This window comes from Flavobacterium sp. FG19 (genome assembly GCF_057809475.1).
In genome coordinates, this window is record NZ_JBMDKA010000006.1 from 146,541 (window position 1) to 170,295 (window position 23,755).

At 34.6% G+C, this 23,755-nt stretch carries 24 protein-coding genes; 21 read left to right on the forward strand and 3 right to left on the reverse strand.

Annotated features, from left to right (window positions below):
- The first annotated feature begins 6 nt into the window (after nt 1–6).
- The 12 genes from ACODST_RS08310 (at nt 7) to ACODST_RS08365 (ending at nt 11,710) form a co-directional block, all read left to right on the forward strand.
- On the forward strand, nt 7–3,465 hold the full coding sequence (locus ACODST_RS08310; RefSeq protein ID WP_488931652.1) for a DUF6443 domain-containing protein: 3,459 nt from the start codon (nt 7–9) through the stop codon (nt 3,463–3,465).
- Between the two features lie 3 nt (nt 3,466–3,468).
- Nucleotides 3,469–3,849 carry a hypothetical protein gene (locus tag ACODST_RS08315; protein ID WP_488931653.1) on the forward strand — a complete coding sequence of 127 codons (381 nt, stop codon included), beginning with the start codon at nt 3,469–3,471 and terminating at the stop codon, nt 3,847–3,849.
- Nucleotides 3,850–3,943: 94 nt separating this feature from the next.
- Nucleotides 3,944–4,636, forward strand: a complete 693-nt coding sequence (locus tag ACODST_RS08320) for a JAB-like toxin 1 domain-containing protein (RefSeq protein WP_488931654.1) — start codon at nt 3,944–3,946, stop codon at nt 4,634–4,636.
- A gap of 12 nt (nt 4,637–4,648) precedes the next feature.
- Entirely contained in the window at nt 4,649–5,143 is a 495-nt protein-coding gene (locus ACODST_RS08325; RefSeq protein ID WP_488931655.1) for a hypothetical protein, read from the forward strand.
- A gap of 66 nt (nt 5,144–5,209) precedes the next feature.
- Nucleotides 5,210–6,202 carry an RHS repeat domain-containing protein gene (locus ACODST_RS08330; protein ID WP_488931656.1) on the forward strand — a complete coding sequence of 331 codons (993 nt, stop codon included), beginning with the start codon at nt 5,210–5,212 and terminating at the stop codon, nt 6,200–6,202.
- Nucleotides 6,203–6,213: 11 nt separating this feature from the next.
- Nucleotides 6,214–6,804 carry a hypothetical protein gene (locus ACODST_RS08335; RefSeq protein WP_488931657.1) on the forward strand — a complete coding sequence of 197 codons (591 nt, stop codon included), beginning with the start codon at nt 6,214–6,216 and terminating at the stop codon, nt 6,802–6,804.
- A gap of 309 nt (nt 6,805–7,113) precedes the next feature.
- Nucleotides 7,114–8,082 carry an RHS repeat domain-containing protein gene (locus ACODST_RS08340; RefSeq protein ID WP_488931658.1) on the forward strand — a complete coding sequence of 323 codons (969 nt, stop codon included), beginning with the start codon at nt 7,114–7,116 and terminating at the stop codon, nt 8,080–8,082.
- A 763-nt stretch (nt 8,083–8,845) separates the two neighbouring features.
- Nucleotides 8,846–9,412, forward strand: a complete 567-nt coding sequence (locus tag ACODST_RS08345; RefSeq protein WP_488931659.1) for a hypothetical protein — start codon at nt 8,846–8,848, stop codon at nt 9,410–9,412.
- Nucleotides 9,413–9,599: 187 nt separating this feature from the next.
- Nucleotides 9,600–9,953 carry a hypothetical protein gene (locus ACODST_RS08350; protein WP_488931660.1) on the forward strand — a complete coding sequence of 118 codons (354 nt, stop codon included), beginning with the start codon at nt 9,600–9,602 and terminating at the stop codon, nt 9,951–9,953.
- A 124-nt stretch (nt 9,954–10,077) separates the two neighbouring features.
- Nucleotides 10,078–10,416 carry a hypothetical protein gene (locus tag ACODST_RS08355; RefSeq protein ID WP_488931661.1) on the forward strand — a complete coding sequence of 113 codons (339 nt, stop codon included), beginning with the start codon at nt 10,078–10,080 and terminating at the stop codon, nt 10,414–10,416.
- Between the two features lie 91 nt (nt 10,417–10,507).
- Nucleotides 10,508–10,993: a hypothetical protein gene (locus ACODST_RS08360; RefSeq protein WP_488931662.1), complete on the forward strand. Its 486-nt coding sequence runs from the start codon at nt 10,508–10,510 to the stop codon at nt 10,991–10,993.
- Nucleotides 10,994–11,134: 141 nt separating this feature from the next.
- Nucleotides 11,135–11,710, forward strand: coding sequence for a hypothetical protein (locus ACODST_RS08365; protein ID WP_488931663.1), 576 nt, complete (start codon nt 11,135–11,137; stop codon nt 11,708–11,710).
- A 22-nt stretch (nt 11,711–11,732) separates the two neighbouring features.
- On the opposite strand, the gene ACODST_RS08370 is transcribed toward ACODST_RS08365, so the two are convergent.
- Nucleotides 11,733–12,836, reverse strand: coding sequence for a fatty acid desaturase family protein (locus ACODST_RS08370; RefSeq protein WP_488931664.1), 1,104 nt, complete (start codon nt 12,834–12,836; stop codon nt 11,733–11,735).
- Between the two features lie 183 nt (nt 12,837–13,019).
- Between ACODST_RS08370 and ACODST_RS08375 the strand changes: the two genes are divergently transcribed.
- The gene (locus ACODST_RS08375; protein ID WP_488931665.1) at nt 13,020–13,772 is read left to right on the forward strand and encodes a hypothetical protein; all 753 of its coding nucleotides are present in this window, start codon (nt 13,020–13,022) and stop codon (nt 13,770–13,772) included.
- 79 nt (nt 13,773–13,851) lie between these two features.
- The gene (locus tag ACODST_RS08380) at nt 13,852–14,802 is read left to right on the forward strand and encodes an alpha/beta fold hydrolase (RefSeq protein WP_488931666.1); all 951 of its coding nucleotides are present in this window, start codon (nt 13,852–13,854) and stop codon (nt 14,800–14,802) included.
- A gap of 5 nt (nt 14,803–14,807) precedes the next feature.
- On the opposite strand, the gene ACODST_RS08385 is transcribed toward ACODST_RS08380, so the two are convergent.
- Nucleotides 14,808–15,629, reverse strand: a complete 822-nt coding sequence (locus ACODST_RS08385) for a phospholipase A (protein ID WP_488931667.1) — start codon at nt 15,627–15,629, stop codon at nt 14,808–14,810.
- 148 nt (nt 15,630–15,777) lie between these two features.
- On the opposite strand from ACODST_RS08385, the gene ACODST_RS08390 reads away from it, so the two are divergent.
- From ACODST_RS08390 to ACODST_RS08405, 4 genes are all read left to right on the forward strand, one after another.
- Complete coding sequence (locus ACODST_RS08390) at nt 15,778–16,359, forward strand: TetR/AcrR family transcriptional regulator (RefSeq protein ID WP_488931668.1); 582 nt, start codon at nt 15,778–15,780, stop codon at nt 16,357–16,359.
- A 55-nt stretch (nt 16,360–16,414) separates the two neighbouring features.
- The gene (locus ACODST_RS08395; RefSeq protein WP_488931669.1) at nt 16,415–16,900 is read left to right on the forward strand and encodes an acyl-CoA thioesterase; all 486 of its coding nucleotides are present in this window, start codon (nt 16,415–16,417) and stop codon (nt 16,898–16,900) included.
- Between the two features lie 286 nt (nt 16,901–17,186).
- Nucleotides 17,187–17,957: a ThuA domain-containing protein gene (locus ACODST_RS08400; RefSeq protein ID WP_488931670.1), complete on the forward strand. Its 771-nt coding sequence runs from the start codon at nt 17,187–17,189 to the stop codon at nt 17,955–17,957.
- 170 nt (nt 17,958–18,127) lie between these two features.
- Nucleotides 18,128–18,607, forward strand: a complete 480-nt coding sequence (locus tag ACODST_RS08405) for a hypothetical protein (protein ID WP_488931671.1) — start codon at nt 18,128–18,130, stop codon at nt 18,605–18,607.
- Nucleotides 18,608–18,624: 17 nt separating this feature from the next.
- On the opposite strand, the gene ACODST_RS08410 is transcribed toward ACODST_RS08405, so the two are convergent.
- Nucleotides 18,625–19,800 (reverse strand): MFS transporter, encoded by a 1,176-nt coding sequence (locus ACODST_RS08410; protein ID WP_488931672.1) that lies wholly within the window; start codon nt 19,798–19,800, stop codon nt 18,625–18,627.
- A 396-nt stretch (nt 19,801–20,196) separates the two neighbouring features.
- On the opposite strand from ACODST_RS08410, the gene ACODST_RS08415 reads away from it, so the two are divergent.
- The 3 genes from ACODST_RS08415 to ACODST_RS08425 are packed head-to-tail and all read left to right on the forward strand — an operon-like array spanning nt 20,197 to nt 23,754.
- Nucleotides 20,197–20,799, forward strand: coding sequence for a Pvc16 family protein (locus ACODST_RS08415; protein WP_488931673.1), 603 nt, complete (start codon nt 20,197–20,199; stop codon nt 20,797–20,799).
- On the forward strand, nt 20,796–21,638 hold the full coding sequence (locus ACODST_RS08420) for a hypothetical protein (RefSeq protein ID WP_488931674.1): 843 nt from the start codon (nt 20,796–20,798) through the stop codon (nt 21,636–21,638). The genes ACODST_RS08415 and ACODST_RS08420 overlap by 4 nt, the downstream gene beginning before the upstream one ends.
- A 19-nt stretch (nt 21,639–21,657) precedes the next feature.
- Nucleotides 21,658–23,754 (forward strand): phage tail sheath family protein, encoded by a 2,097-nt coding sequence (locus ACODST_RS08425; protein ID WP_488931675.1) that lies wholly within the window; start codon nt 21,658–21,660, stop codon nt 23,752–23,754.
- The last annotated feature ends 1 nt before the right edge of the window (nt 23,755 follow it).

The following is a 23,755-nucleotide window of genomic DNA, read 5'->3' on the forward strand; positions in this document are numbered from 1 at the left end:
AACATCATGAAAAATATAATCGTATGGGTGCTGATGCTGTTTCCGGTTTTGCTTTTGAGTCAGACGCAAACAGAGAATTACATCAAAACCACCATCTACAAAATAGGATCAACTACCAGTATTTCAACACCTACCGTACTGCAGGCCAATCAAAATATTACGTATTTTGATGGTTTGGGGCGTCCCGTTCAGCAGGTAGCCCACCAACAGTCCGGAACAACAGGGAAAGATATCGTTACCCCTATTGAATATGATGCTTTGGGGCGTCAGGCAAAAGAGTATTTACCTTATGTACCCGCTGCAGCCGCTTCGCTCCATTATAAAACAAATGCACTCACAGAAACGGGTACATTTTATAATACTACAGCCTATGAAAACACCCTAAATCCTTTTTCTCAAAAAGAATATGAAGCTTCACCACTTAACAGAATCTTAAAACTGGCGGCACCCGGAAACGATTGGAAACTGGGCGGCGGTCACGAAATAAAACTGGATTATATGACCAGCGTTGCTGCAGATCTGGTAAAAAAATACGTAGTAACTACTACACTGAATGCCAATGGCGTTTATATGCCAGCCCTTACCCTTTCTACAAATTATGCTGTTGGTGAATTGTACAAAACCATCACTAAAGACGAGAACTGGACATCTGGAAATAACAATACCACGGTAGAATTTAAAAATAAAGAAGGTCAGGTTATACTTAAAAGAACCTATAACCAAAACCTGCCGCATGATACCTATTATATTTACGATAATTACGGTAATCTAACCTATGTATTGTCTCCAAAGGCCGAAGGCGGAATTACAGAATCTGTATTAAACGATTTATGTTACCAGTACCGTTACGATTTTCGCAACCGTCTTATTGAAAAAAAACTGCCCGGTAAAGATTGGGAGTATATTGTATATGACAAACTCGACAGGCCGATTCTGACTCAGGATGCCAATTTAAGGGCTAATAATAAATGGCTGTTTACCAAATACGATGCTTTTAACAGACCCGTTTATACAGGTGAGTATACCAATACCGTTCAGACCACAAGAGCTGATGTACAGTCTTTGGCCAACAGCAGTACCAGCTTGTATGAAAGCAGACAGACGACCGTTTTAACCATTAACAGTTCCGCTGTAAATTATTCTAACAATGCTTTCCCAAATACAGGAATTGATTTGTTTACGATTCATTATTATGATACTTACAGTAACATTGATTTGGCCGGAGCAGCAAGTACAGCATCTTACGGTATAACCCCTATAACCAACGCAAAAGGATTGAGCACCTGCACCAAAGTTCGTGTTCTGAATAATTTAAGCTGGATTACAACTGTTATTTATTATGATACTAAAGCAAGACCGATTTACAATTATTCGAAGAATGCCTATCTGGAGGTCATAAATACATCAAAAACCAAATTTGATTTTACAGGCAAGGTGATGGAAACAACCAACACCCATCAACAGGCTTTTGCAGCCCCTGTTACCATTATAGACACTTTTACTTATGATAATGCAGGCAGGCTCCTGACACAAAAGCAAAAGATAAACAATCAGGCGCAGGAATTTATTACAGACAATACTTATGATAGTCTGGGACAATTGATAAGCAAAGGCGTTGGAGGAAAAACAACTAAACCGCGTTTGCAGACTGTAAACTTTGGCTACACTATTCGCGGCTGGCTTAAGAACATTAATGATGTTACTAGTATAGGTACTGATCTATTTGCTTTTCAGATCAATTACAACACTCCTACAACAGGGACGAAATTATACAATGGAAACATCAGCCAGACTTTCTGGAAAACAGCGAATACCAGCAGCACTTTAAGAAATTATACCTATACTTACGATGCTTTAAACCGGCTTACCAAAGCTGTTGATAACGCCAACCGCTATAATGAAAGTTTAACTTATGATAAAAACGGTAACATTCTGACACTGCTCAGACTAGGCAATACGGATGAAAACGCAACTCAGTTTGGACAAATGGACAATTTAGTTTATACGTACGATTCCGGTAATAAACTTATGAACGTAACAGACAGCTCAGGCTCTTCAGAAGGATTTAACAGTACCAGTAATTATACCTACGACAGCAATGGCAATATGCTTCAGGATAGCGGCAAAATTATTACTACAGATATCATTTATAATCATTTAAACCTGCCAAGAGTAATTCCTTTTAATGTAAAAGCAAGCATGGCAGGAAGAACATGGAATGCAGCAATAGAATATGTTTATGATGCCAGCGGCCAAAAAGTTTCTAAAAATGTAATAAAACGTGAATTTCAGGGCCGCCAGCTTGTACCCGTTATTGATAGTACAACCGAGTACGCAGGCGGGTATGTATATGAGGACGGTATTTTAAAATTTTTCCCGCAGCCCGAAGGATATGTCGCTTACAATGACGGCGTTTTTGATTATATTTACCAATACAAAGACCATTTAGGAAACGTTCGCTTAAGCTACGGTGATGCTGACAGCAACGGTATTGTAACCAGTGCCGAGATTGTGGAAGAAAACAATTATTACCCTTTTGGTTTAAAACATAAAGGATATAATGCTGCAGTTACCTCAACCAATCCTGCTTTAAAATATAAGTACAATGGCAAAGAGTTTCTGGACGAGCTGGGGCTTAATGTTTACGACTATGGGGCAAGGAATTATGATCCAGTTTTAGGACGCTGGATGAACATTGATCCTAATGCTGATAATTATTTGCCAGTATCTCCATATAATTATGTTTTAAATAACCCAAATTTGTTTGTAGACCCAGATGGTAAAGATGTCTATATTTACTACATTGGACCTCGAAGAACCTGGTATAATCATGCTACATATTATATTAATGGGCATACGGCATTAGGTGCAAGACCTACGGGATACTATAATACAGCATATGGAAATTTGAGTGGTTCAGCGACAAGAGAAGATTCTACTGAGTCGTATAATAATGAATATGGCCTTTCTAGATATATTAATGAACGAAAAACTATTATGGATTATGCGAAAAGCGGCGATGTTGTAATTCGTATGAGAGTTAAGTTACCAAAAGATGTTGAAAAAATTATAGCTAGTTATATAGCAAACGAAGCAGGAAATGGTAAAGACCAAGGAGGTCTTTGGTGTACAGGAAGAGCTAAAAATATATTAATGGTATCGTTAATTAAGGCTGGTTATACAGAAGAAGATGCTGAAGCCTTAATTGATAAATTAATGTGGTACAACACTCCTGAATTTCCTACGGCGGGTGAAATGTTAGATGCTGGTTTTGTAGGTGCAGATTATTATTATAAAAATGATAAAAATAAAGTTACTCATTTGAACTTTGATTTTGGCAAAACAGCTCAAAATGAGGAAGATTCAAAAAAGAAAGCCAGTGGATTATCTGATTTAATATCTAATTTTACAAATCTATCTTCTGGTACATATCAATGGAATGGCAAGTCTTGGGTAAAAAAATAGTATATGAAAAAAATAACAATAATAAAGAAATCATTTATCGGTATTATCACTATAATTCTTGTTTTTATAGGATATAAACAATACGAGGTTGAAACTTATATAAATAAACAAAAAGAAATATACGGAATATTGAAAGATAAAAAAAGAATGCATTATCTACCTTTTGTTATTCATTTTTTAGCTGGTGAAATTACTAATACTCGAAATCATCGAGCAGAATCAAAAGCATTTTTTATGGCGTATGATATTGTTAACATAAAGTCCGCATATACTGATAAAGATTTTGATAGTTATATGGTTTATTGCTATTTTTCTAAGGAAGAAATGGACAACTATTATGATATGAGAATTAAAAGGGATTCAGCTAAACACTATTTACGGTAGGATATTAAATGGATAATGATTCTGGTAATGTTACAGATTAAGTGTTTTTATAAAATAACGACGTAACCCCTGCTCCCTCAAGAACCCAGATGGAATGCAGGCACAAGCAGGACAATCAGGAAATTATTACGATTGGGATGAAGGAATTTATAAAAATAAAGACACAGGAAAGCAAGTTGATGCCGATGTGGCTATTTCAAGTCATACTATTGCGGACGATGATACCTATACTGTTGACAAAAATGGAAATATTAATCGTGTTGATGAAACCAAGTATAAAGATAAAAATGGTAAAGAGGTAGATAAATTAATTGCTTTGAATGATAAAGGAAAAAGGACATCAAGAACTATGGATGTTGATGCGGGTACTATAAATGGAGGAATTGGTGGTGAAAAAGGAACATCTAAGTATGGGAATTTTAGATATTATTTTGGGAAAAATAATTCTAATATGAAGCAATTATTCAATTTCCTTGCCTATAATACTAACGTGGAGTGGTCAATAATATCTTCCTCAAAAGAATCTTACATCGCAACTTCATTTAAAACTGATATTGAATATGGTGGTGTTACATTGCTATCTGGATTTTTAGAAGAAAATAGTATCACTAAATATATGTTCACTCATAGTCATCCAAGTGCTTATTCATTAACACCTTCAGGTCTTGACGGAAAGGATAATGCTCACGGAGGAAATGATATTAAAATGAAAGCTTATTTTGATAAATGGTATCCTGGACGCGTTACAAATTATATTTATAATAGAGGTACTACAGTAAAATTTTAAAAATAAAGTAAAATGATAAAAGCAATAAAAATAATGTTTAAATTAATCGTCCTAATAATTGTTGTCACAATGAGCAGTTGTAAATCTGACAACAAGGATATTTCATATGACGATTTATTAAATATAGAAAGCACTTATAATATAAAAGGCTCTAACTTAGAAAAATCTCTTAATGAAATTTTAAAAGATACTATAAACTATAGTAAATACGATTTTCCAGTTTTATTAATAATTACAAAAAAAATGTCTGACAAAAATGAGATTTGTATTTCAAAAACGGACTATATTATTTTTAAAGGTAGCCGACCAGATTCATTTAAAAAGTTTATTGGCTATTCAAAGTTGGAAGGTATTCCTGTTCTTTTATTTGGAGATGGGAATAATGCAATTATTAAAAATGAGAATACAAGTTTTCAAGATGTTTTAGGTAAGATGCCTGAATATGGAAAAGGTAATCCTCCAATAATTTTTGAGCCAAGAATGAAATGTTATCAAGAGAAATTGTAAAATTCTTTTGTACTGAAATAATTATTATATAGCGGGAGAAATATATGTTTGAGTTACAACAAAAACTTGAACATTATAGAAGAAAACAGTTATTACCCTTTTGGTTTAAAACATAAAGGATATAATACTGTAGTTACCTCAGCCAACCCTGCTCAAAAAAACAAGTACAATGGTAAAGAGTTTCTGGACGAGCTGGGGCTTAATATGTATGATATGGATGCGCGCTTATATGATCCCGCAATTGCGAGATGGGTGGTGCATGACCCTATAGTTCATCATAGTCAATCCCCATACACTGCGTTCAATGGAAATCCTGTTTACTGGGCTGATCCTAGTGGAATGACAGGAGAGCATTACAATTGGAATACAGGTCAATATGAAAATGATTCTGGGCAACAAATTTCTTTTTCGGAAGCAATGGGAAGTTATGGTTTAAATACAGATGGCAGTAAGAAAACTGATATTACTGATAGTGAAATTATGCCAACAAAAATTAACCCAAAAAATGCCTTTGACTATGAAAAAAAGTATCCACGTACTATGCAAATATTAAGAAAATTGACCGGGTATGTAAAATCAAATCCAGAAATTCTAAAAAAATTATCCGAATGGTCAGGTTATTCAACCATGGAGGTTCTGGATAAATTAAAATACACTAATAGTAGTATACTTATGGACTTTAAGGCATTAGATAAAATACATAAATATAGCCCTGACGGCTTAACTGAAAGTAGTTCACTTATTTTTATTGAAATTGGAAATGCTCAATTCTTAGAAACTCTTAAAAAAAATGATGAATTACAAGTATATTCTTTTTTTGTTGCAGTTACTATATTACATGAATTTGTTCATGCAGGAAGAATAGCAAATGGTTTAAAGAAATATGATACTGATGAAATGGGTTGGGGATGGGAAAGAGCTACTTTTGACGGACACATAATCAATGGTGGACTAACCAATAATGAACTTGGAAATTTCTTCTCTAAAAATAAAGAGCTAGTTAAAAAATACAATTGGAGTTTTAAAGATCCAGAATACAAATTACCACCACTTTTCTAAAAAAACAAATTATGATGACAAAATACATTTGCTTAACGACTTTTTGTTGCTCGTTATTAGTTATTTCATGCAAAAAAGAAATTATTGTTGAGAAGCAAAATAATCAGGTTAATCCAGGACAAAAGTTTATTGAAGATAATTTTTTAACGATAGTTGATACAGTGGCCTATAGTAGGGGAGCATTCATAACTACACCGAGCGATTCTATTTCATATCCTAAATTATCTGTAAGATTATCTCAAAAAACAGATTATATTGCAGGATTAGAGGATTTTACAAAATCTTATTTTGCAAAAAATAAAAATTTAAGTGTAATTTTTAAGGATGTTATAGATAAAAAAGAATATTCAATAATCGCATTAGATTCTAATTTTCCAAAAAAAATTGGCAAATATTATTTCTTCTTTAATGACAATGAACAAGATAAAACTATTAAATATGCTGGAAGGATTGATATAGAGAATTTTAAAATATCTAAGAATAAAGCCATATTATTATTGACAAAATCAGTAGGAAAATATGGGACTACATTTATCGTATTTTTAATAAAAGAGAATGGAAGCTGGAAAGTTTATAAAAGAGACATTTTACTTATGTCGTAGTTTTATAAGTATGGTCAAAGTTAGTTATATGATTTTAGAATTGTAACCCCGCTCCCTTTCTTATGGTACGTGTTACTTACACGTTAAACAGGACATATAATTTGTAATTTCTACCCCGCTCCCGCACGAATCCTTTCGTGTGGCGCAACCAGCATCGAAAAAGAAGAAAAAGAAGAAACTACTAAAGAGTATGTAAGAAACGATAACGGAGCTTATACTTATATTTACCAATACAAAGACCATTTAGGAAACGTTCGTTTAAGCTACGGTGATGCTGACAGCAACGGTATTGCAACCAGTGCCGAGATTGTGGAAGAAAATAATTATTACCCTTTTGGTTTAAAACATAAAGGATATAATGCTGCCGTTACCTCAACCAATCCTGCTCAAAAATACAAGTATAACGGGAAAGAGTTTCTGGATGAGCTGGGGCTTAATATGTATGATTATGGAACCCGGAATTATGATCCAGTTTTAGGACGCTGGATAAATATTGATCCATTGGCTGAGTTATCCAGACGTTTTTCACCTTATGTATATTGCTATAATAATTCAATGAGATTTATAGATCCAGACGGAATGTATTCTACAGAAGAGTGGAAAAAAGATCATGGTATTAAAGATTCGGATTTGGTAAATGTGTATCAAGCGCCAAGTTCCGAAAGTACTAATGAAAGTCCCAAGGATGATATAACAGTTAATTCTTTTGGAATTGTTACAAATGTTGTTAAAAATGGTAAACCAAACAGATTTTTTGATGAAAATGGTAAACAATTATTTTTTAATGATAAGAAGAATGACTTCGCGTATTCTGACAGGCAAGGTGATTTCCCACAATGGGCTATAGGTGATCGTTTATTTTATGCTATTTCTAAATCTCAATTATCAAAAGCAATGAAAGAAGCAGGTATGGATCCTTTACTGCAAAGATTCGGTAGTATTCAGGGAGCGTTTATCATGGCGGGAATTATGTCTCGTGGTAATGCAGATTTTACCGAGAGTTATTTAGTTCCAAAGTATTTTTCTCAAGCAGAAAAAAACTACTTGGAAACAGGAGTATTTCGATCTGAATATAATTCTTATATGCACTATTTTAAATTTGGAAATTCTCAAACAATATACAATTTATATGATGCCGGAAACTTTATGTGGGGAAATTGGATGGCTAGAAATGGGTTTAGTTATAATTCAGTATACTTTGGGTCTCAAATGAACGAACTGTTCCAAGATAGTGCTGAAGATCAACGAGCAATTAAAAATGGATTTAATTTTAAATAAATTTAAGATATGAAAAAAAATATATTATACTCAATAGTTTTTTTTATTGTCGCAATTTCTTTGTACCTATTACATCAATTTTTATATCAAGATTATTTTAGAAAAATATTTAGCTTTTTAGTGTTTTTTGTTTTCTATCCATCTTTATTCTTATCAGTCTTTTTTTCAATAAATGTTATAGTGTCAGCGTTTAAAAATAAAAGTAAAGATAGATTCTTCTTGACGTACCTACTACTTTCTCTTCCTTCTCTTATTTTTTTTCTCTTTTTTCTATATAACATGTTGAAAGTGATTTGCGCAAATAAGGGATAAGCAAGGTTTTTTGGACATGGATATAATGGACATTTAATCTATAGAGGAACCAAAAAGGATGGAACTAGAATATATTCAGATGGTCTTGACAACTTCTTAACTCAATCATCAGTCGGTGAAAGATGGGTTGAAATAAAAAGAGATGGAGGTACTTTTATTTCTTATGCCTGTAGAAATGGAGCAAAAGGAGGTATTCTTGAACAGGCTTCGGATATTGAAGAATTATCGAATGTAATTTTTGTTGGACCAACTAGAAATGTTTCACCTTCAAGTAATAATGATTCTGGTATGTTTTTTAGTGGCTCAAATAAGTATGAACAAGGAGAGTGGAAAATATATAGAGGTGGTAAAGAAGTAGGTAAACGTCCATGGAATTGGCAGCCTGTAGAAATTGACCCAGTAACTTTAAAAGATATTGCAGAACCTAAGTAAAAAAATAATATAAAAAATCATGAAAAGAAAATTGTTTTTAAGCATTGCTCTAAGTCTAATAATTTTAGTGATAACATTAAAATACTACACTGATTATATTACTAATTCAGCAGTTAGAGATTATGAAAAAAAGTATGTTGCTGAATTTAGTGACATGCATATAACTGAAGCACAAAATGAGGACAATTTAAATCCAAAATTTAAAGAAAGGTTAATCGACAAGTTTGATAAAAACTTTTATGATAGTATAGTAAAGGTTGGTACCTATAATGATGTATTAATTTATTCAATTATCGTTTCAAACAAATGGAATTATTCAGAAGCCTCATTAAATGTATTTATGGCATTAGCCGGATTGGATAAAAAAAATTCATCCACAAGCTTACCTGAAATTGATTTTTTAGATGAAGAGAGCAGAAAGATGGCTATACATTATTTAGAAAAAGCTTCTGACAAAGAACATCCAAACGCTAAATATATTCTTGGTAAGTACTATTTGGAAGGTAAATATTTAACTAAAAATATTACACTTGGTAATTCCCTATTACAAGAAGCAAAGAAATTAAGTGGAGGAATTTTAGAATAAGAAGAATTAAAGATAAACAAAGTCATTCCTTATGGAGTGACTTTTGCTTTTACAGAACTTTAAAATCTATATTATAATAGTAGTTTAATAAATAGATTTAATGACTAATAATATTAATATGAGAATAAAGAACTTATTCAATTGTGTTTTACTAATTACGTTATTTTGCTCATGTAATAATGGAATTATGAAGGATTCTGAAGTTAAAGAAGCAAAAGTAATTATTGTAAAATCGGGAGATAAAGATTTATATGCAAGATTATGCATTTATTATTATGAAAAGGGAGAATATGAATCATCACTTCCTTATTCAATGATTATGGCTTATAAATATAATGATAAGGATGCATACTATAATATTTACAAAACTATTCTTCAAATTAATAGTAATGGAAATTCAGATTATAAAGCTGTTAAAAAATTAGATGAAAACAGTAAAGCTTTTGCATTGGTAAATTTGACTAAAAGTGCTAATTTAGGTTGTATCGGTGCAAAAAAGGATTTGGAAAAATACAATTTAGAAGAAAATATTAAACAATAAAAATTAAATATAAACACTTAAATGCCACGTTCTAGAACAAATCCTTTCGTGTGGTAGGTACTACTTAATACATTAAACTGGATATATAATTTCTACTAAATTTTTAGTATTAACTATTTAAAAAATGAAAATGAATATAAAAAATCTGTATATAGTACCTCTACTGATTTTGTTCTCTTGTAAAAAATATGATAGTGTTAAATCAGCATCCCACTATCAAAATATGGATTTAAATTTTATCATTTTGGAAAAGAAACCTTTAAATCATGGAAGAGAAGTTAATTTTAAAATAAAAAACAATAAAAATAATAAGACTGAAATTTATCGTGAAGAGAATACTTTATTAGCCTGGCATTATGACGACTTTGAGACTGGTGATACAATAGTTAAAAAGAAAGGTGAAGATACCTTTGCGATTCATAAAAAAGATACAATTATTTATTTTTCTTTCGAATATAAATAAGTAAGATGAAAAAAATCTATTATTTTCTTTCTCTTTATGATTTATAAGATCTTGAAAGTGATTTGAGCAGAGTTCCTTAATAAATAAAAAAATGACTACTATATCTAAGAATAATGAAACTCTGGAGCTGAGCATTAAAAACAAGTATTATATTATTGACGCTCTTTATCTAACTGAAATAAAAAATGAATTCTTAAAAACTACTATTTTACCAAAAGATATAAGAGATGCCGTTTTTCCATATACAGATACGCCTTTCGCTGTCTATAAACCAAGTCAGAACTTATTTTTAGCTAACCAGATTATAAAAGTTGAATACGATCAGGTTATCCCGGAAGATTTGTCTTTCTTTTCGACAGATACAGGGTTGATACTATTTATAAAAGAGGATATACTAATAGAGTTCCTAAAATATTTCAATTATGAAGATTTAGTTGATTCAGACAGTGAATTAATAAACGAAAAATATTGGAGACAGTTAATTTCAAAATTTGAGCCAACAGATATTGGATTGGTTTTGGCAGATATCGATTCCCAAAATGGTTTTGATGGCAGCGGAACTTATAAGATTATTTAATTGCCTCTTTCCAAAAAAAGTTTACCTATTTACACTTTTATATAAACCCATTTTAGGACAAAACAGTTATATAAAAGTGCGGTTTTACAATAAGCAGACTTTTTAATTTTTATATTAGCAGAGTAATTAAAATACATGACCATGTATCAAAGAGAAAGTCATACCGAACTGTATATTCAGGAATTAAAACATTTAGAAAAAACAGAAAGAGATATCGCTTCTCATTTAGGACTTTCGGAATTAAAAAGTGGTATTCAGATTATCAGGAATGAACAAGGGAATCTTGAAAACGAAATTGCTATCGATTATATCTGGATTGTTAATATTTCCCGTTCATTTGTGGGCTGGGGAAATCTTTTTGGAATAAAATTTAAAGAAAATAAATTCCGGCAATATCCTAATCCAGAAAAATTGATTCAGGGATTTCTTGTAACCAATCAAAAAGGAAGTGAAGACTTTTTTTCTGTTGAGAAATCTGATCTCTCTGACAATATAATCAAAGCCTTTAGCTTTAATTTCGGAGAAATTAATAATGATGAAAACTGGAACGGTACAAGTTACAGGACCAGAATTATATCCCATAATGTAAATACATTCATCGCTGCCCGAAATCCACGTACAGAAGAATGGAAAAAGTGGGAAACTGAAATAGGGTCTTTAGGTCAAGAACTAGCTGCTTTATCCAATAATCCTGATATGAAATGTTTATTTGAATAAAAGGCTTGCCCACAAAACTTTTTTAAATCTCCCCTGTCATCAAAATATTCTCTTTCACCCCTTTATTTTTGAGCATTCTGAAATGAGAACGTACGGCATGATAAAAAGGATAAGAAGTGTACGGAAGATCATATTCCTGCGCATATCGTATAATGATAGGCGTAATATGGGGGTAATACGTATGTCCGACACCCGGAAATAAATGGTGCGCCACATGATGCGTAAATCCGCCATACAAAAAATTGGCCAGACGGCTGTTGGTACTGAAATCTTTAGTTACAATCATTTGGTGCAGCGCCCAGGTGGCAGAAAGGTTTCCGTTTTCATCTGTTTCCGGAAAATGGGCATCTTCGTCGACATGGGTCGAAACCAAAGCTACAACACCTAAAACGCTTCCGGATAAATGCATTGCCAGCCAGCCGAAAAAAACAATATGCCAGGGCTGGTTTAATACCATCATAGGGATAAAAAGAATGTAAAACAGGTTGATAATTTTGGCCGCAAAAAGAATAAAAACCTGTTTTGGCGGAATTTGGTCTGTCACCTTTTTAACATAATTATTGTGACTGCCGAAAAAGTCTTTAAAATCCCGGATATAAATCCAGTTCAGACTATAAAGCGGGTAAATAAACCACATATAAATATGCTGGTATTTATGATACCTAAATAAAGGACTATTAGGAAAAATACGAATGATGTCACTTTGTTTGATATCGATATCCCAATCCGGTATGTTGGGATAAGCATGGTGCAGATTAATATGCCGGCGCATCCAGAGCCAGTGATTACTTCCAAAAAGCTCCAGAACATATAAAAACCACTCGTTATGTTTTCCTTTTTTAAACAAGGCACCGTGGGCAGCATCATGAAATGCATTTATAAAAAGTACGATCATGGTAAAACCTGATACAATATAAAAAAGGAAAAGTAAAGGCGTGCTGTTTCCAAATAACAAAATACAACTGTAAAAAAGAAAAAAGAGAACTAAAAGACCTAACGACTTTACAACATTTAAAAGATATAAAGAGGAGTTCTGTAAAACCGTATCGTTCACTTCTGTACGCATCTTCTTAAAAAAATCATCAGATCCGGATTTAAGATAAACCGGGCGTTTTAATTTTTCCATAATCTGTTGTGCTAGAAATTGTACTATCAAATTTAATAAAAAAAAGTTAAAATACATGATTTTCAAGTTTTTACAAAAACAAAAAATACGCCACTACTGTAAAAAGAACAGAAAAAAGACTGCGGTTCTTAAAACATGTTTAAATTTTATAACTTTACCTATCTACATTCAAATTTCTTACGAATGAAAAAAAGAGAAAAACTACAAACTATTAGAAAATACTACCCGGATGCTTTAACCACCATTGACTTTATCAATAAAATTATTGATTACGTTGAAGAAAAACTGGATCTTGAACCAGCAGAAATTATGTTTGCAGACAGTATCTGCAGCGATGATGTAAACAGTATTCAGTATCCTGTAAGAGCATCTGAATTTCTGGGTCCCTTTAAAATGGGCGGCTTAGACGGATTTCCTTTTACCGGATTAACCGGTATGCAGGCTTTTGCCAGCCATGTTCCGGACGATGGAGCCGTTTTTATATATTATGGTCCGCATATCGGGATTTCTAAAGACGGAACCATTGGTGAAATAAACCGTTTTGGGCAGCATAAACCATCCAGCTGCTGCGGGGCGGCTCATGGCGCACTCCACAAATTACTTGATAATGTTATAGAGCCCGGACATATTACCGAAATTGATTATCAAATGAATACTATTGAGCAGATCCTTTACCAGCAAAAAGACCGAATCCTGAAAGCCGAAATCCCACTTTACGAAGCCACAGAAGTCATTTACGAATCGATCGATAAAAGAATCCAGGAACTCATTGACGGTACACAATACAATTGTAAATATGTTATAGTTGTTGGTGCTATTTTAATTAACAGTGACAGTGATATCGGGTCTTTCTCATCTACCAAAAGATTTGATGTGATTAATTTGAAAAAAGGAACAAGAGAAAATCTGCTGCCCGCAATAAATTTACCTTACTAATACGATTAAACTAATCAAAATCATTACTTTAGTAAAACAAAAGAAATCAGCTCAACCCCAAATTAACTGCCATTAACCAATGAAAAAAGTAAATTTTATCCTGCTTCTTACCGTATTATGCTTAAGTAAATCCTTTTCACAAAACCAAACCAGTTACGATACTTTAGCTGTAGGTCAGATCAAACAGGTGATCTCGTATAAAGGAAACCCGAATGCTCCCCTGATCTTATTTTTACACGGAGGCCCGGGAAGTTCGAGAATGAATCAGGCCGAAGCTTTTTCGAACAAACTTCAGGATCATTTTTTAGTAGTGCAATGGGATCAAAGGGAAACCGGAAGAACACTGGCGGTTAACAAAACCTCCTCTCCTATTACGCTCGAATTAATGGAAAATGATACCTATGAACTGGTAAAACTACTGCTGAAAAAATTCAATAAAAAGAAACTTTATCTGGTTGGCGAATCCTGGGGAACTGTGCCCGGTTTTTATATGGCCCAAAAACATCCGGAACTTTTAAACGCTTACATTGCCTTCAGTCCGGTTATAAATCAGGTAAAAAGTGAACAATTACTGCTTGATAAACTAAAAGCAGAGGCCAAAGCAAAGGGAAATGTAACGGCTGAAAAGGAACTTAACAGAGTTAAAATTCCTTTTGACCAGTATGACCAGATCTATTATTCCAGAAAATGGATGTTTTATTATGACGGACAGGCCCTGCCTGATAAAGATACCGCCGCTGTTAAAGAATATCTGAAAGGATGGTCTGAAATCTGGCTGCCAACTTGGGATAAAGCCATAAAACAGAACCTCTTTAAGGAGCTGCCAAAAGTAAACTGCCCGGTGTACTTTTTTATTGGAAAAAAAGACTACCAGACCAATTATACCATAGCCGAAAACTATTTTAAACAGCTGAAAGCACCAAAGAAAAAAATATTCCTGTTTGAAGATGCCGGACATTCCTTACTGATGGAAAAATCAGAAGAAGTTCAAAAAATCATTATAGAACAAATCTTAAATGCTAAATCATAAAAGGATTAAAAAATCCCCATATTATCCGGTTTAATGGTAAAGCCGACGCGAATCATGCTTTTATGTTCCTGATAGTCAATTAAACTTTCAGTATATCCTATAAACCATTGCAGTGTAAGGTAATAATTTTCCTTTTTAAACGGTTTCCAGTTTAACTGTGTCTGTAAGGATCCGTAATTAATCAGACCGCTCCCTTTTCTGAACAAAACATCAGCGCTCCATCGTCCAGGCTGTATCTGGTAAGTAGCGCTGGCTTCTCCGTATCCTACATATTTTGTGAGTCCGGGATTGTCTTCCTTATCTACAAACGGAATCCATCCTCTCAAACCCACTGTCCAGCGTGGTGAAATCTGCGATTTTAAAGAAAAAGCAAGCATGTTCCAGGTTCTGGAATAGATAGAATCTCTTCCGTTAGATTCATGTTCAAGCGAAATAGTACCGTAAGTCAGCCTTCCTCCTTTTAAATAAAACGGACGAACAATAGCCACACCGGGATTAAAATTTATTTCCGAAAAGGGTTTTGAACTTGCATAAATATCCCAAAAAGCTTTCTGGGTATACATCACATACATAAAAAAATTATGAAATAAAGGTTTGGAGCTCAGCCGCTGTTTAAAACTGATCTGATATTTTACATCGGCCGTATTGCGGGTTGTAGCTTCATCTAATGGAATTCCGGTTAAAAAATAATTGTCTTTATGAACTGAAAAGCTGGCCTCTTTCAATAGTGAATCGGCAGCACGGAAGTTTTTTTTATCTTCTACAATTTGAGCATTTACTGTAACGGAGAGCAGAATAACGAGGGCAGATATATATTTTAAGTACATGTTTAAAGTTTAAATTACGGCTTATTATGAAGCTTTTGTACTAATATACAGCATTTATCTGAAATTAAAAAACTTATATTTTTCCACATACCGATCGGTATTTGAATGCGTTTTTTGTTTTATATTTGCTGTAAAGAGAATTACAACTATGAATACACCGGAATATATTTTAGAAAAAGTGGCTCCCGTTTTTAATAAGCAGGGCTATATTGGTACCAGTTTATCAGACATCACCGCAGCTACCGGTTTTACCAAAGGAGCTGTTTATTGTAATTTTTCAAACAAAGAAGAACTTGCCCTAAAAGCTTTTCAGTATAACGTAAACATTGCTATCATACCGTTGTTTAAGTTAGTCGCTGCTGCTGAAGGAGCCTTAAACAAACTTCATATTATAACCAATTACCATCGAAGTTATTATGAACTGGTAAAAGAAAGAGGCGGCTGTCCTATGTTACGTGTTTCTGTCGATACCAAATTTGTAAATCCTTCATTATTTGAAGCGGCCCAAAAATTATCTAAAAAATTCATTACCGGATTAACTGACATTATTAACGATGGAATTCTAAATGGTGAAATCAGGCCTGATACAGATGCGCATAAATATGCTCTTCTTATTTTATCTGTAATTGAAGGCAATTCACTGCTGTCATTTACACATGATGATGCCGACTGCATGAATAACGGAATGGATTTTATTGACAACGTAATCATCCCTTCCATGAAAAAATAAAAAAATTTAATCTTTCAAATACCGATCGGTATGTAAACATCTAAACACAATAAAAATGGAAAAAGTACTACAAACAAAAAAGAAAATCAGGTTTCAGGACTGTGATCCTTTCAATCATTTAAACAATTCCAAATATCTGGAGTATTTTATTAATGTACGTGAAGATCAAATCGCAGAACATTATAATCTGGACATTTTTAAACTTATGAAAACCACCGGAATAAGCTGGGTGGTGGCTTCCAATCAAATAAGTTATATCAGGCCTGCCCATACCATGGAAACCGTTCTTATTGAATCACAATTAATTGAGTTCAGTAAAAACACTTTACTGGTGGAGATGAAAATGTGGAATGAAAATCAAACGGAATTAAAAGCACTGCTTTGGATAAAGTTCATTCATTATGATATAAAAGCTCAAAAAGCTGCTCATCATTCTGAGGAACTGATGACCCTGTTCCAGTCGGTAGTTACTCCCATCGAACAAAATGTTTTTGAAAACCGTTCTCTGGAGATTTTTCAAAAAATAAAAAATTACGCTTAAGCTGTAAACAATTGCCATTTATTATAAAGCCTGTAGTTTATTCGCTGCAGGCTTTACAATTTCCTTAAATAAACAGAAAAAGCCCATCAAATACACATCATTTTCTTTACTGCATTTCTTTCATACTCCTTGTCAATAAAAGCTTTCGTATACCCGTAATCTATTCCGATGCTGCCTTTAGCGATTATCAAAAAATTTCTCTTTTTTGTAATTTGCTTCTTGAAACAGGGATTTAAATATCCTGATTTTTTAAAATCAGTTACCATCAATAACCGAAAATCTTTCTATGATTAGGATAAAAAAAACAATCTTACTAACTGTCATACTAGTGCTAAACTGCTTTATTTATGGTCAGTCCAAAAAGTCCAAATTCAGGGCTTTAGTTTTGTATGAAAACGGCGGACATCATCTTGCTTTTACGCAGGCGGCAAAACCCTGGCTGAACAAACTGGCAGCCGACAGCAGTTTTACTATTGATTATATTGAAAATACAAAAACGATTACTGAAGCGCTGCTCAAAAAATACCAGGTTTTTATTCAGCTCGATTATCCGCCATATACCTGGAGCAAAAAATCGATGAAAGCATTTGAAAACTACATGACTAAAGGCAGAGGCGGCTGGGTAGGATTACATCATGCCACCCTGCTGGGCGAATTTGACGGATATCCTATGTGGAAATGGTTTTCTGATTTTATGGGCGGTATACGCTTTGTGAATTACATACCGGATTTTGCCAGTGGTAAAGTGACCATAGAGGATAAATCACATCCTGTAACCAAAGGAGTTCCCACTGACTTTTTAATACAAAAAGAAGAATGGTATACCTATGATAAAAGCCCGAGAAAAAATGTTCACGTATTGGCATCGGTAGACGAATCGACTTACGAACCATCTTCAAAAATAAAAATGGGAGATCATCCTGTAGTATGGACCAATGATCATTTGGCGTCACGAAATGTTTATATTTTTATGGGACATTCTCCTGAATTGTTTCAAAACGAAGCGTACACTACTTTATTTAAAAATGCTGTTTTTTGGGCTGCCGGAAAAAAATAACACCTTATTTTTAATATTTTGCAGTCTGATTGTTTTTGACAAGTGCTGCTGTTTTTACAAGAGAATCGTATCAAAACAGAAACAGTCCTTTTAAAAAAACATTCTGTCTTTTCCATTTTTCATTAACTTGCCGTAAATTCGCCAGACTGCGAAACATTAGAAACAATCATATGGCAATTTGGCAAACGGACTACAACGCAATCCCGAGAAGTGTTTACGAATACTCGAAAAATAATCCTATTGACCTTTACTCCTCTTTATGGTCGGATATTTTTTATCTTGATAAAGATTTATTATTTGGTAAACTTGACACTTTTATTGAAAGATCCTGGGGCATGAACCAATTTCAAAGCTGGGGCAAAAGTGATCAGTCAGACATTGGCGTTACTTATAATCCGGATCAAAACGTGATTGCTCATATTAGGTTCCGACTAGATTTAAGAGACGACTTTACAGATTTTCTTAACTCATTTCTTCAAATCTGCCGTGAACTGGATTTTTTAATTTTGGACCAGCACAATAATGTATTCGAACCCCAGCCTCATCATTTCAGATATAGTATTGAAAACAGTAATGCGCTGAAATTTGTTACCAATCCATTTCAGTTTTTTGAAGATTTTTCAAATGGAAAAATAAATCCGGAAAACTAACTAAAGCTGCTGCGGTTTTATTTTTTAACAGCGGTTTTTCTTTTCCAGTATAACAGATACAGAATCCCCATAAACAGCACCAATATATCAATTTTCATGATCTGAGGTATCCGCTGGATATGATCACTGTAGTAACTTCCGCCCAGTAAAGCCCCCAATCCAATTCCCAGCTCCATCGAAATGTACATAGTAGCAATTGCTTTTCCGCGATGTGCAGGATCGCTTAGATCAATGGTCCAGGCATTAATTGCCGGAGATAAAATACCCGTACCCATTCCGTAAAATGCGGCTCCGGTTAACAGCATTGTTAGAGTTGTTCCGGCACTAATAACATATAAAGCGCCAGAGGTAATAATGAGACCTGCCAGTATTACATTGGTTCTTCCGTGTCTGTCCGAAACTTTTCCGGCACCAAAACGTACCAAAACAGAAGCCACTGTAAAAGCAGTAAAAAACACTCCCTTATTCTGTGCGCCAAGATGTTCGCTCCAGTCCGGAATTAAAGTCAGGATAAGTCCAAATGCCGTGTACGAAAAAAAGGTAATAACTCCGGCCGGAAGCGCTCCCAAATCAATAATATCTTTTCGGCTGATTAAAAACATCGACCTGTGAAGTTTTTCTTTTGTCGGTAAAGTTTCTTTCATATTCATTACAATCACGATCGACAAAAAAGCCAGAAACGACGAACTGTAAAACATAACATCTATTCCGTAAGCATATACGACCATACCGCCTAAAGCCGGTCCCAGCGCTCCTCCAATACTAAAACAAAGACCATGCATCCCCAGCGCTTCCCCCCAGCGTTCCTGAGGTATAATATCGGCCACATAAGCAGAAGTTGCCGTAGGTTTAAATCCTGTGGAAAAACCGTGTACCAAACGTAAAAACAAAAATCCCGAAACAGAACTCAATACGGGATACAAAAATCCACAGATCAGACAAACTACAGAACCTACTCCCATTACCGGAACACGTCCCCATTTATCAGTAAGTTTCCCGCTAAAAGGACGTGATACAGCCGCCGTAAGAGTAAATAATGAAATAATAAACCCTTTGTATTCTGCTCCTCCCAGACTGCTCAGATAACTTGGCAGTTCCGGTATAATCATATTAAAACTGGATGAAAATAAAAGCGAGCTCAGACAAAGCAGAATAAACTGAAGTGTATAGATAGATTTTTTCTTTTGTGACATTATTTTAAAAAAGCGGCGGAATATAAATTACAGGCTGCAAATATACCCTTTCTGTTCCGATAAACTTTAGTAAATCTTTTAGAATTACGAGTAGGTTCTGTCTTTAAAAAATAAGTTTTTTCCAGCAAAAACAGCTGTTCCCGCTCGTTAATCTAAATATCTAAGAAAGAAACAAAACAAACACAAAACACTAACAATCAATATATTAACAAGGGAAAATACTTGAAAAATAGGGGAATTTTCCCCTTACCTGATAGGTTGTTGTTTTTCTAATTTCGACAAATCTATCAGCCTTGCTTTAACCAGCCAAAAACACGCCAAAAATCAGTTTTTATCAATCACTGTTTCTTTGGGATAACCAGCGCATTATAAAACACCTTAAAAGTTTATTACAAAATGGTTTATGAAGTTATTCAAATAATTGCCGAACAAGTAAACAACTATCTCGAAGAAATTGGGCTGGACAGGACTATTGTACCTGAAAATATTGCCTTTTTGGAATCTCAAAATGATGAAATAGGAACTGCTTTAAAGGATAATGTAGCACTAACCCTAATTAATTTAGATGAAGAATCCACTTTAAAAAATTTCCCTAATCATACGATCGAGAGCAACAAAACGATTTACAAAAACAGTGTTATTAATTTGAACCTCTACCTCCTTTTTAGTGCCAACAGAGACAAATACATCAACTCGCTTAATGACATTTCAAAAATCATTGCCTTTTTTCAGGGGAAAAAACTCTTTACACAGGCCAATACTATTTTTAACCGAAACAATGTTGCCATGGCCAATATTGACAATTTCAGGTTTACCGTTGAGCTTTACACGCCCACTTTTGAGGAACTAAATTATATCTGGGGAACTCTGGGAGGCAAACAGCTTCCGTCTGCTTTATACAAAGTAAGTATGATACAAATTGAGCGCAATATTGCACAAAGTGAAGGAGCGCTTATCAGTAAAGTCAAAGGTATAACCAAATCAGGCACACCATCATGAGTTTTAGTATCACATATTCGTTATTGTTTGAAGTCACCTTCCTGCATAATTATTTTCTAAACAAGGGAGAAGAAATATACCAGAGTATGTCTGTCGATGACAAGCAGAAAATGATCCAGAAATTCGACATCAGCGAATTTATCAATATAGCGCCTTCTTTAGCTGCCAATACCCTTTTAAAAAATTATAAAATGGTATTCAAGAAAACGAAGACCGGCTTTAGGGTGTATATCAAAGTCAAAGAAACAGATGAAACAGATCCTTTTATAAAAGCGGCTTCTGATTTGAAACTGGATTTTTTAATCCGTATCAGCGATTATCAGTTTGAAAATTATACCAATCTGAATGCTGCTTTCAGCCAGATATTCCTATTTAGCAATACCAGACCTTCAACAGAACCGCCTACTTTCGAATATCTCCCTAAAATAAACGACAATAAGCTCATTTCTAACGGATATCTGGTATCAGAAGAAACTACAGGCAATTTAATTTCAGCACTTTCTCCGTCTGAAGGACAAGGTATTTTCGGAATTGTCTCGCTTACCCTGAAAGGCGACAATGTTTCAGGAAATATTATAACCAATCCCGGAAAATTGCTTAGTCCCAATTTTAAAATTCATTTCGACAATCGCAAAACACTCTGGAAATACATTAACAGAAAAGCGGTAACTGAAATTGAAACCAATTCGGCAAAACCCTTAACCCGTTACGGTTTTGTTGAGATTGATCCTCTTACTGATTTTTCGCCCCCGGAACCGGCTGACAGTCATTATCCGAACCCATCTGTAAAATCAATCAAAAAAATCAATGGTGATTACTATTCAGACATATTTATTTAATAATTAAAAACAATTAATCATGGCAACAACTTACAAAACACCTGGGGTATATGTTGAGGAAATCGTAAAATTTCCCCCTTCTGTCGCCCAGGTAGAAACAGCGATTCCCGCTTTTATTGGCTATACTGAAAAGGCTACGAACAAGATTAATGGCGATTTGAAATTAAAGCCTACACGAATAACCTCTCTCTTAGAATACGAACGCTTTTTTGGTTTTGCAAAACCCGAAACAACCATCAGCGTTACCATAAACGATGTTTCGACAGACAGCGGCGATGCAAGGTCAATTATTGTAGATCAGCCTACTGCAAAGCAGCCTTTTTTAATGTACTATTCGCTGCAGTTGTTCTTTGCAAATGGCGGTGGTCCCTGCTATATTGTTTCGGTAGGCCGTTATGGAAATGATCTTGATGAAGCCGATACTGCTGTTACAGCAATCAATAACAGCACCGCATTAAATAACGGACTGGCTGAATTAGAAAAAATAGACGAACCTACGCTGATTCTTTTTCCAGATGCTACTCAGGTATCTTCCATAACCACCACTGACTTCTACGGACTGTATAACAATGCCTTAACACAGTGTAAAGAACTTCAGGACCGATTTACCCTGATCGATACACTAAGTTATGACGAATCAAGTCCAACCGATACTAATATTGATGATTTAAGAGATCAAATCAGTTCTGAAAAAGACACTATTAAATACGGAGCGGCTTATTATCCGCATTTAGAAACCATACTCGATTATGCTTTCGACAGCAGTAAAATTATCATCAAACATTACTCTTACAGCGCAAAGGCTTATGATCAGATTGCTGCGGGGCTTGTATTTATTGAGCATCCCGTTACAGGAATCAACGCTACCGTAACCAAACTGGTTAGTGAGCCCACCGCCGGAGATGTTGCAGGTCAGATCAGTAACCTGCTGTTACAGCTGTACAGTGCTGATACAACTGGTTTTGATCTGGGCGGGACCTTTGTAAGCAATGCCGTTAAAAAAACAGCATTTTTAGCCAAGCTGGATCTTTTACTGGCTTCACTGGAAGAATTATCACTTTTAAAAAATTCTGCAAACGAAGAAGCCAATGCGGCCATCAGCACTATCTCAGATGAAAATATGGTTATTGCCGGAAATATTTCAACGGCATTAAACACCTTTAATCTCAATTTTACCGCGGCCGGCAAAATTGATTCTGTATACAAAAACTTAAAAACATTAAAGAAAAAAATACAGACTGAAAACACAGCAGCCAAGCTTCAGAAAATTTTACAGACTGATGACGTAAGTTTTGATAAAGAATTAAAAAAACTGGTAAACTATACTCCTTTAAATGCACAAACCGGGATTACGGGACTTACTAATAGTTTTTCTGCCATTGACACAGACCTTACGGCACTTTTAAATGCCATTAAATCGGTAGATGGAAAAGACGTAAACAACGGCGAATTAAACGGCAGAAAACTGAGCAGTCTGGAAGCTATTGACAATGCCACCTACAATAAAATCCTTACCGAAATATACAACCTGCCGATAACACTTCCGCCAAGCTCTGCTATAGCAGGAGTTTACGCAAGAGTTGATAAAGACAGAGGGGTTTGGAAAGCTCCTGCAAATGTGAGCCTGAACTATGTTACCAAACCAACCGTAAAAATTACCAATACCATTCAGGACAACCTAAATGTTGATACCGTTGCCGGTAAATCCATTAATGCTATCAGAAGCTTTACTGGAAAAGGAACTTTGATTTGGGGGTCAAGAACCTTAGCCGGCAACGATAATGAATGGCGTTATGTTCCTGTTCGCCGTTTCTTTAATATGGCCGAAGAATCGATCAAAAAAGCAACCGAACAATTTGTCTTTGAACCTAACGATGCCAATACCTGGATCAGGGTAAGAGCCATGATCGAAAACTTCCTGATCCTGCAATGGAGAGCCGGAGCACTGGCCGGAGCCAAACCGGAACAGGCTTTTTATGTACGAATCGGACTGGGACAAACCATGTCTGCTCTTGACATTCTCGAAGGCCGAATGATTATCGAAATAGGAATGGCAGTAGTTCGTCCGGCAGAGTTTATCATTCTGCGTTTCTCTCACAAAATGCAGGAATCTTAAT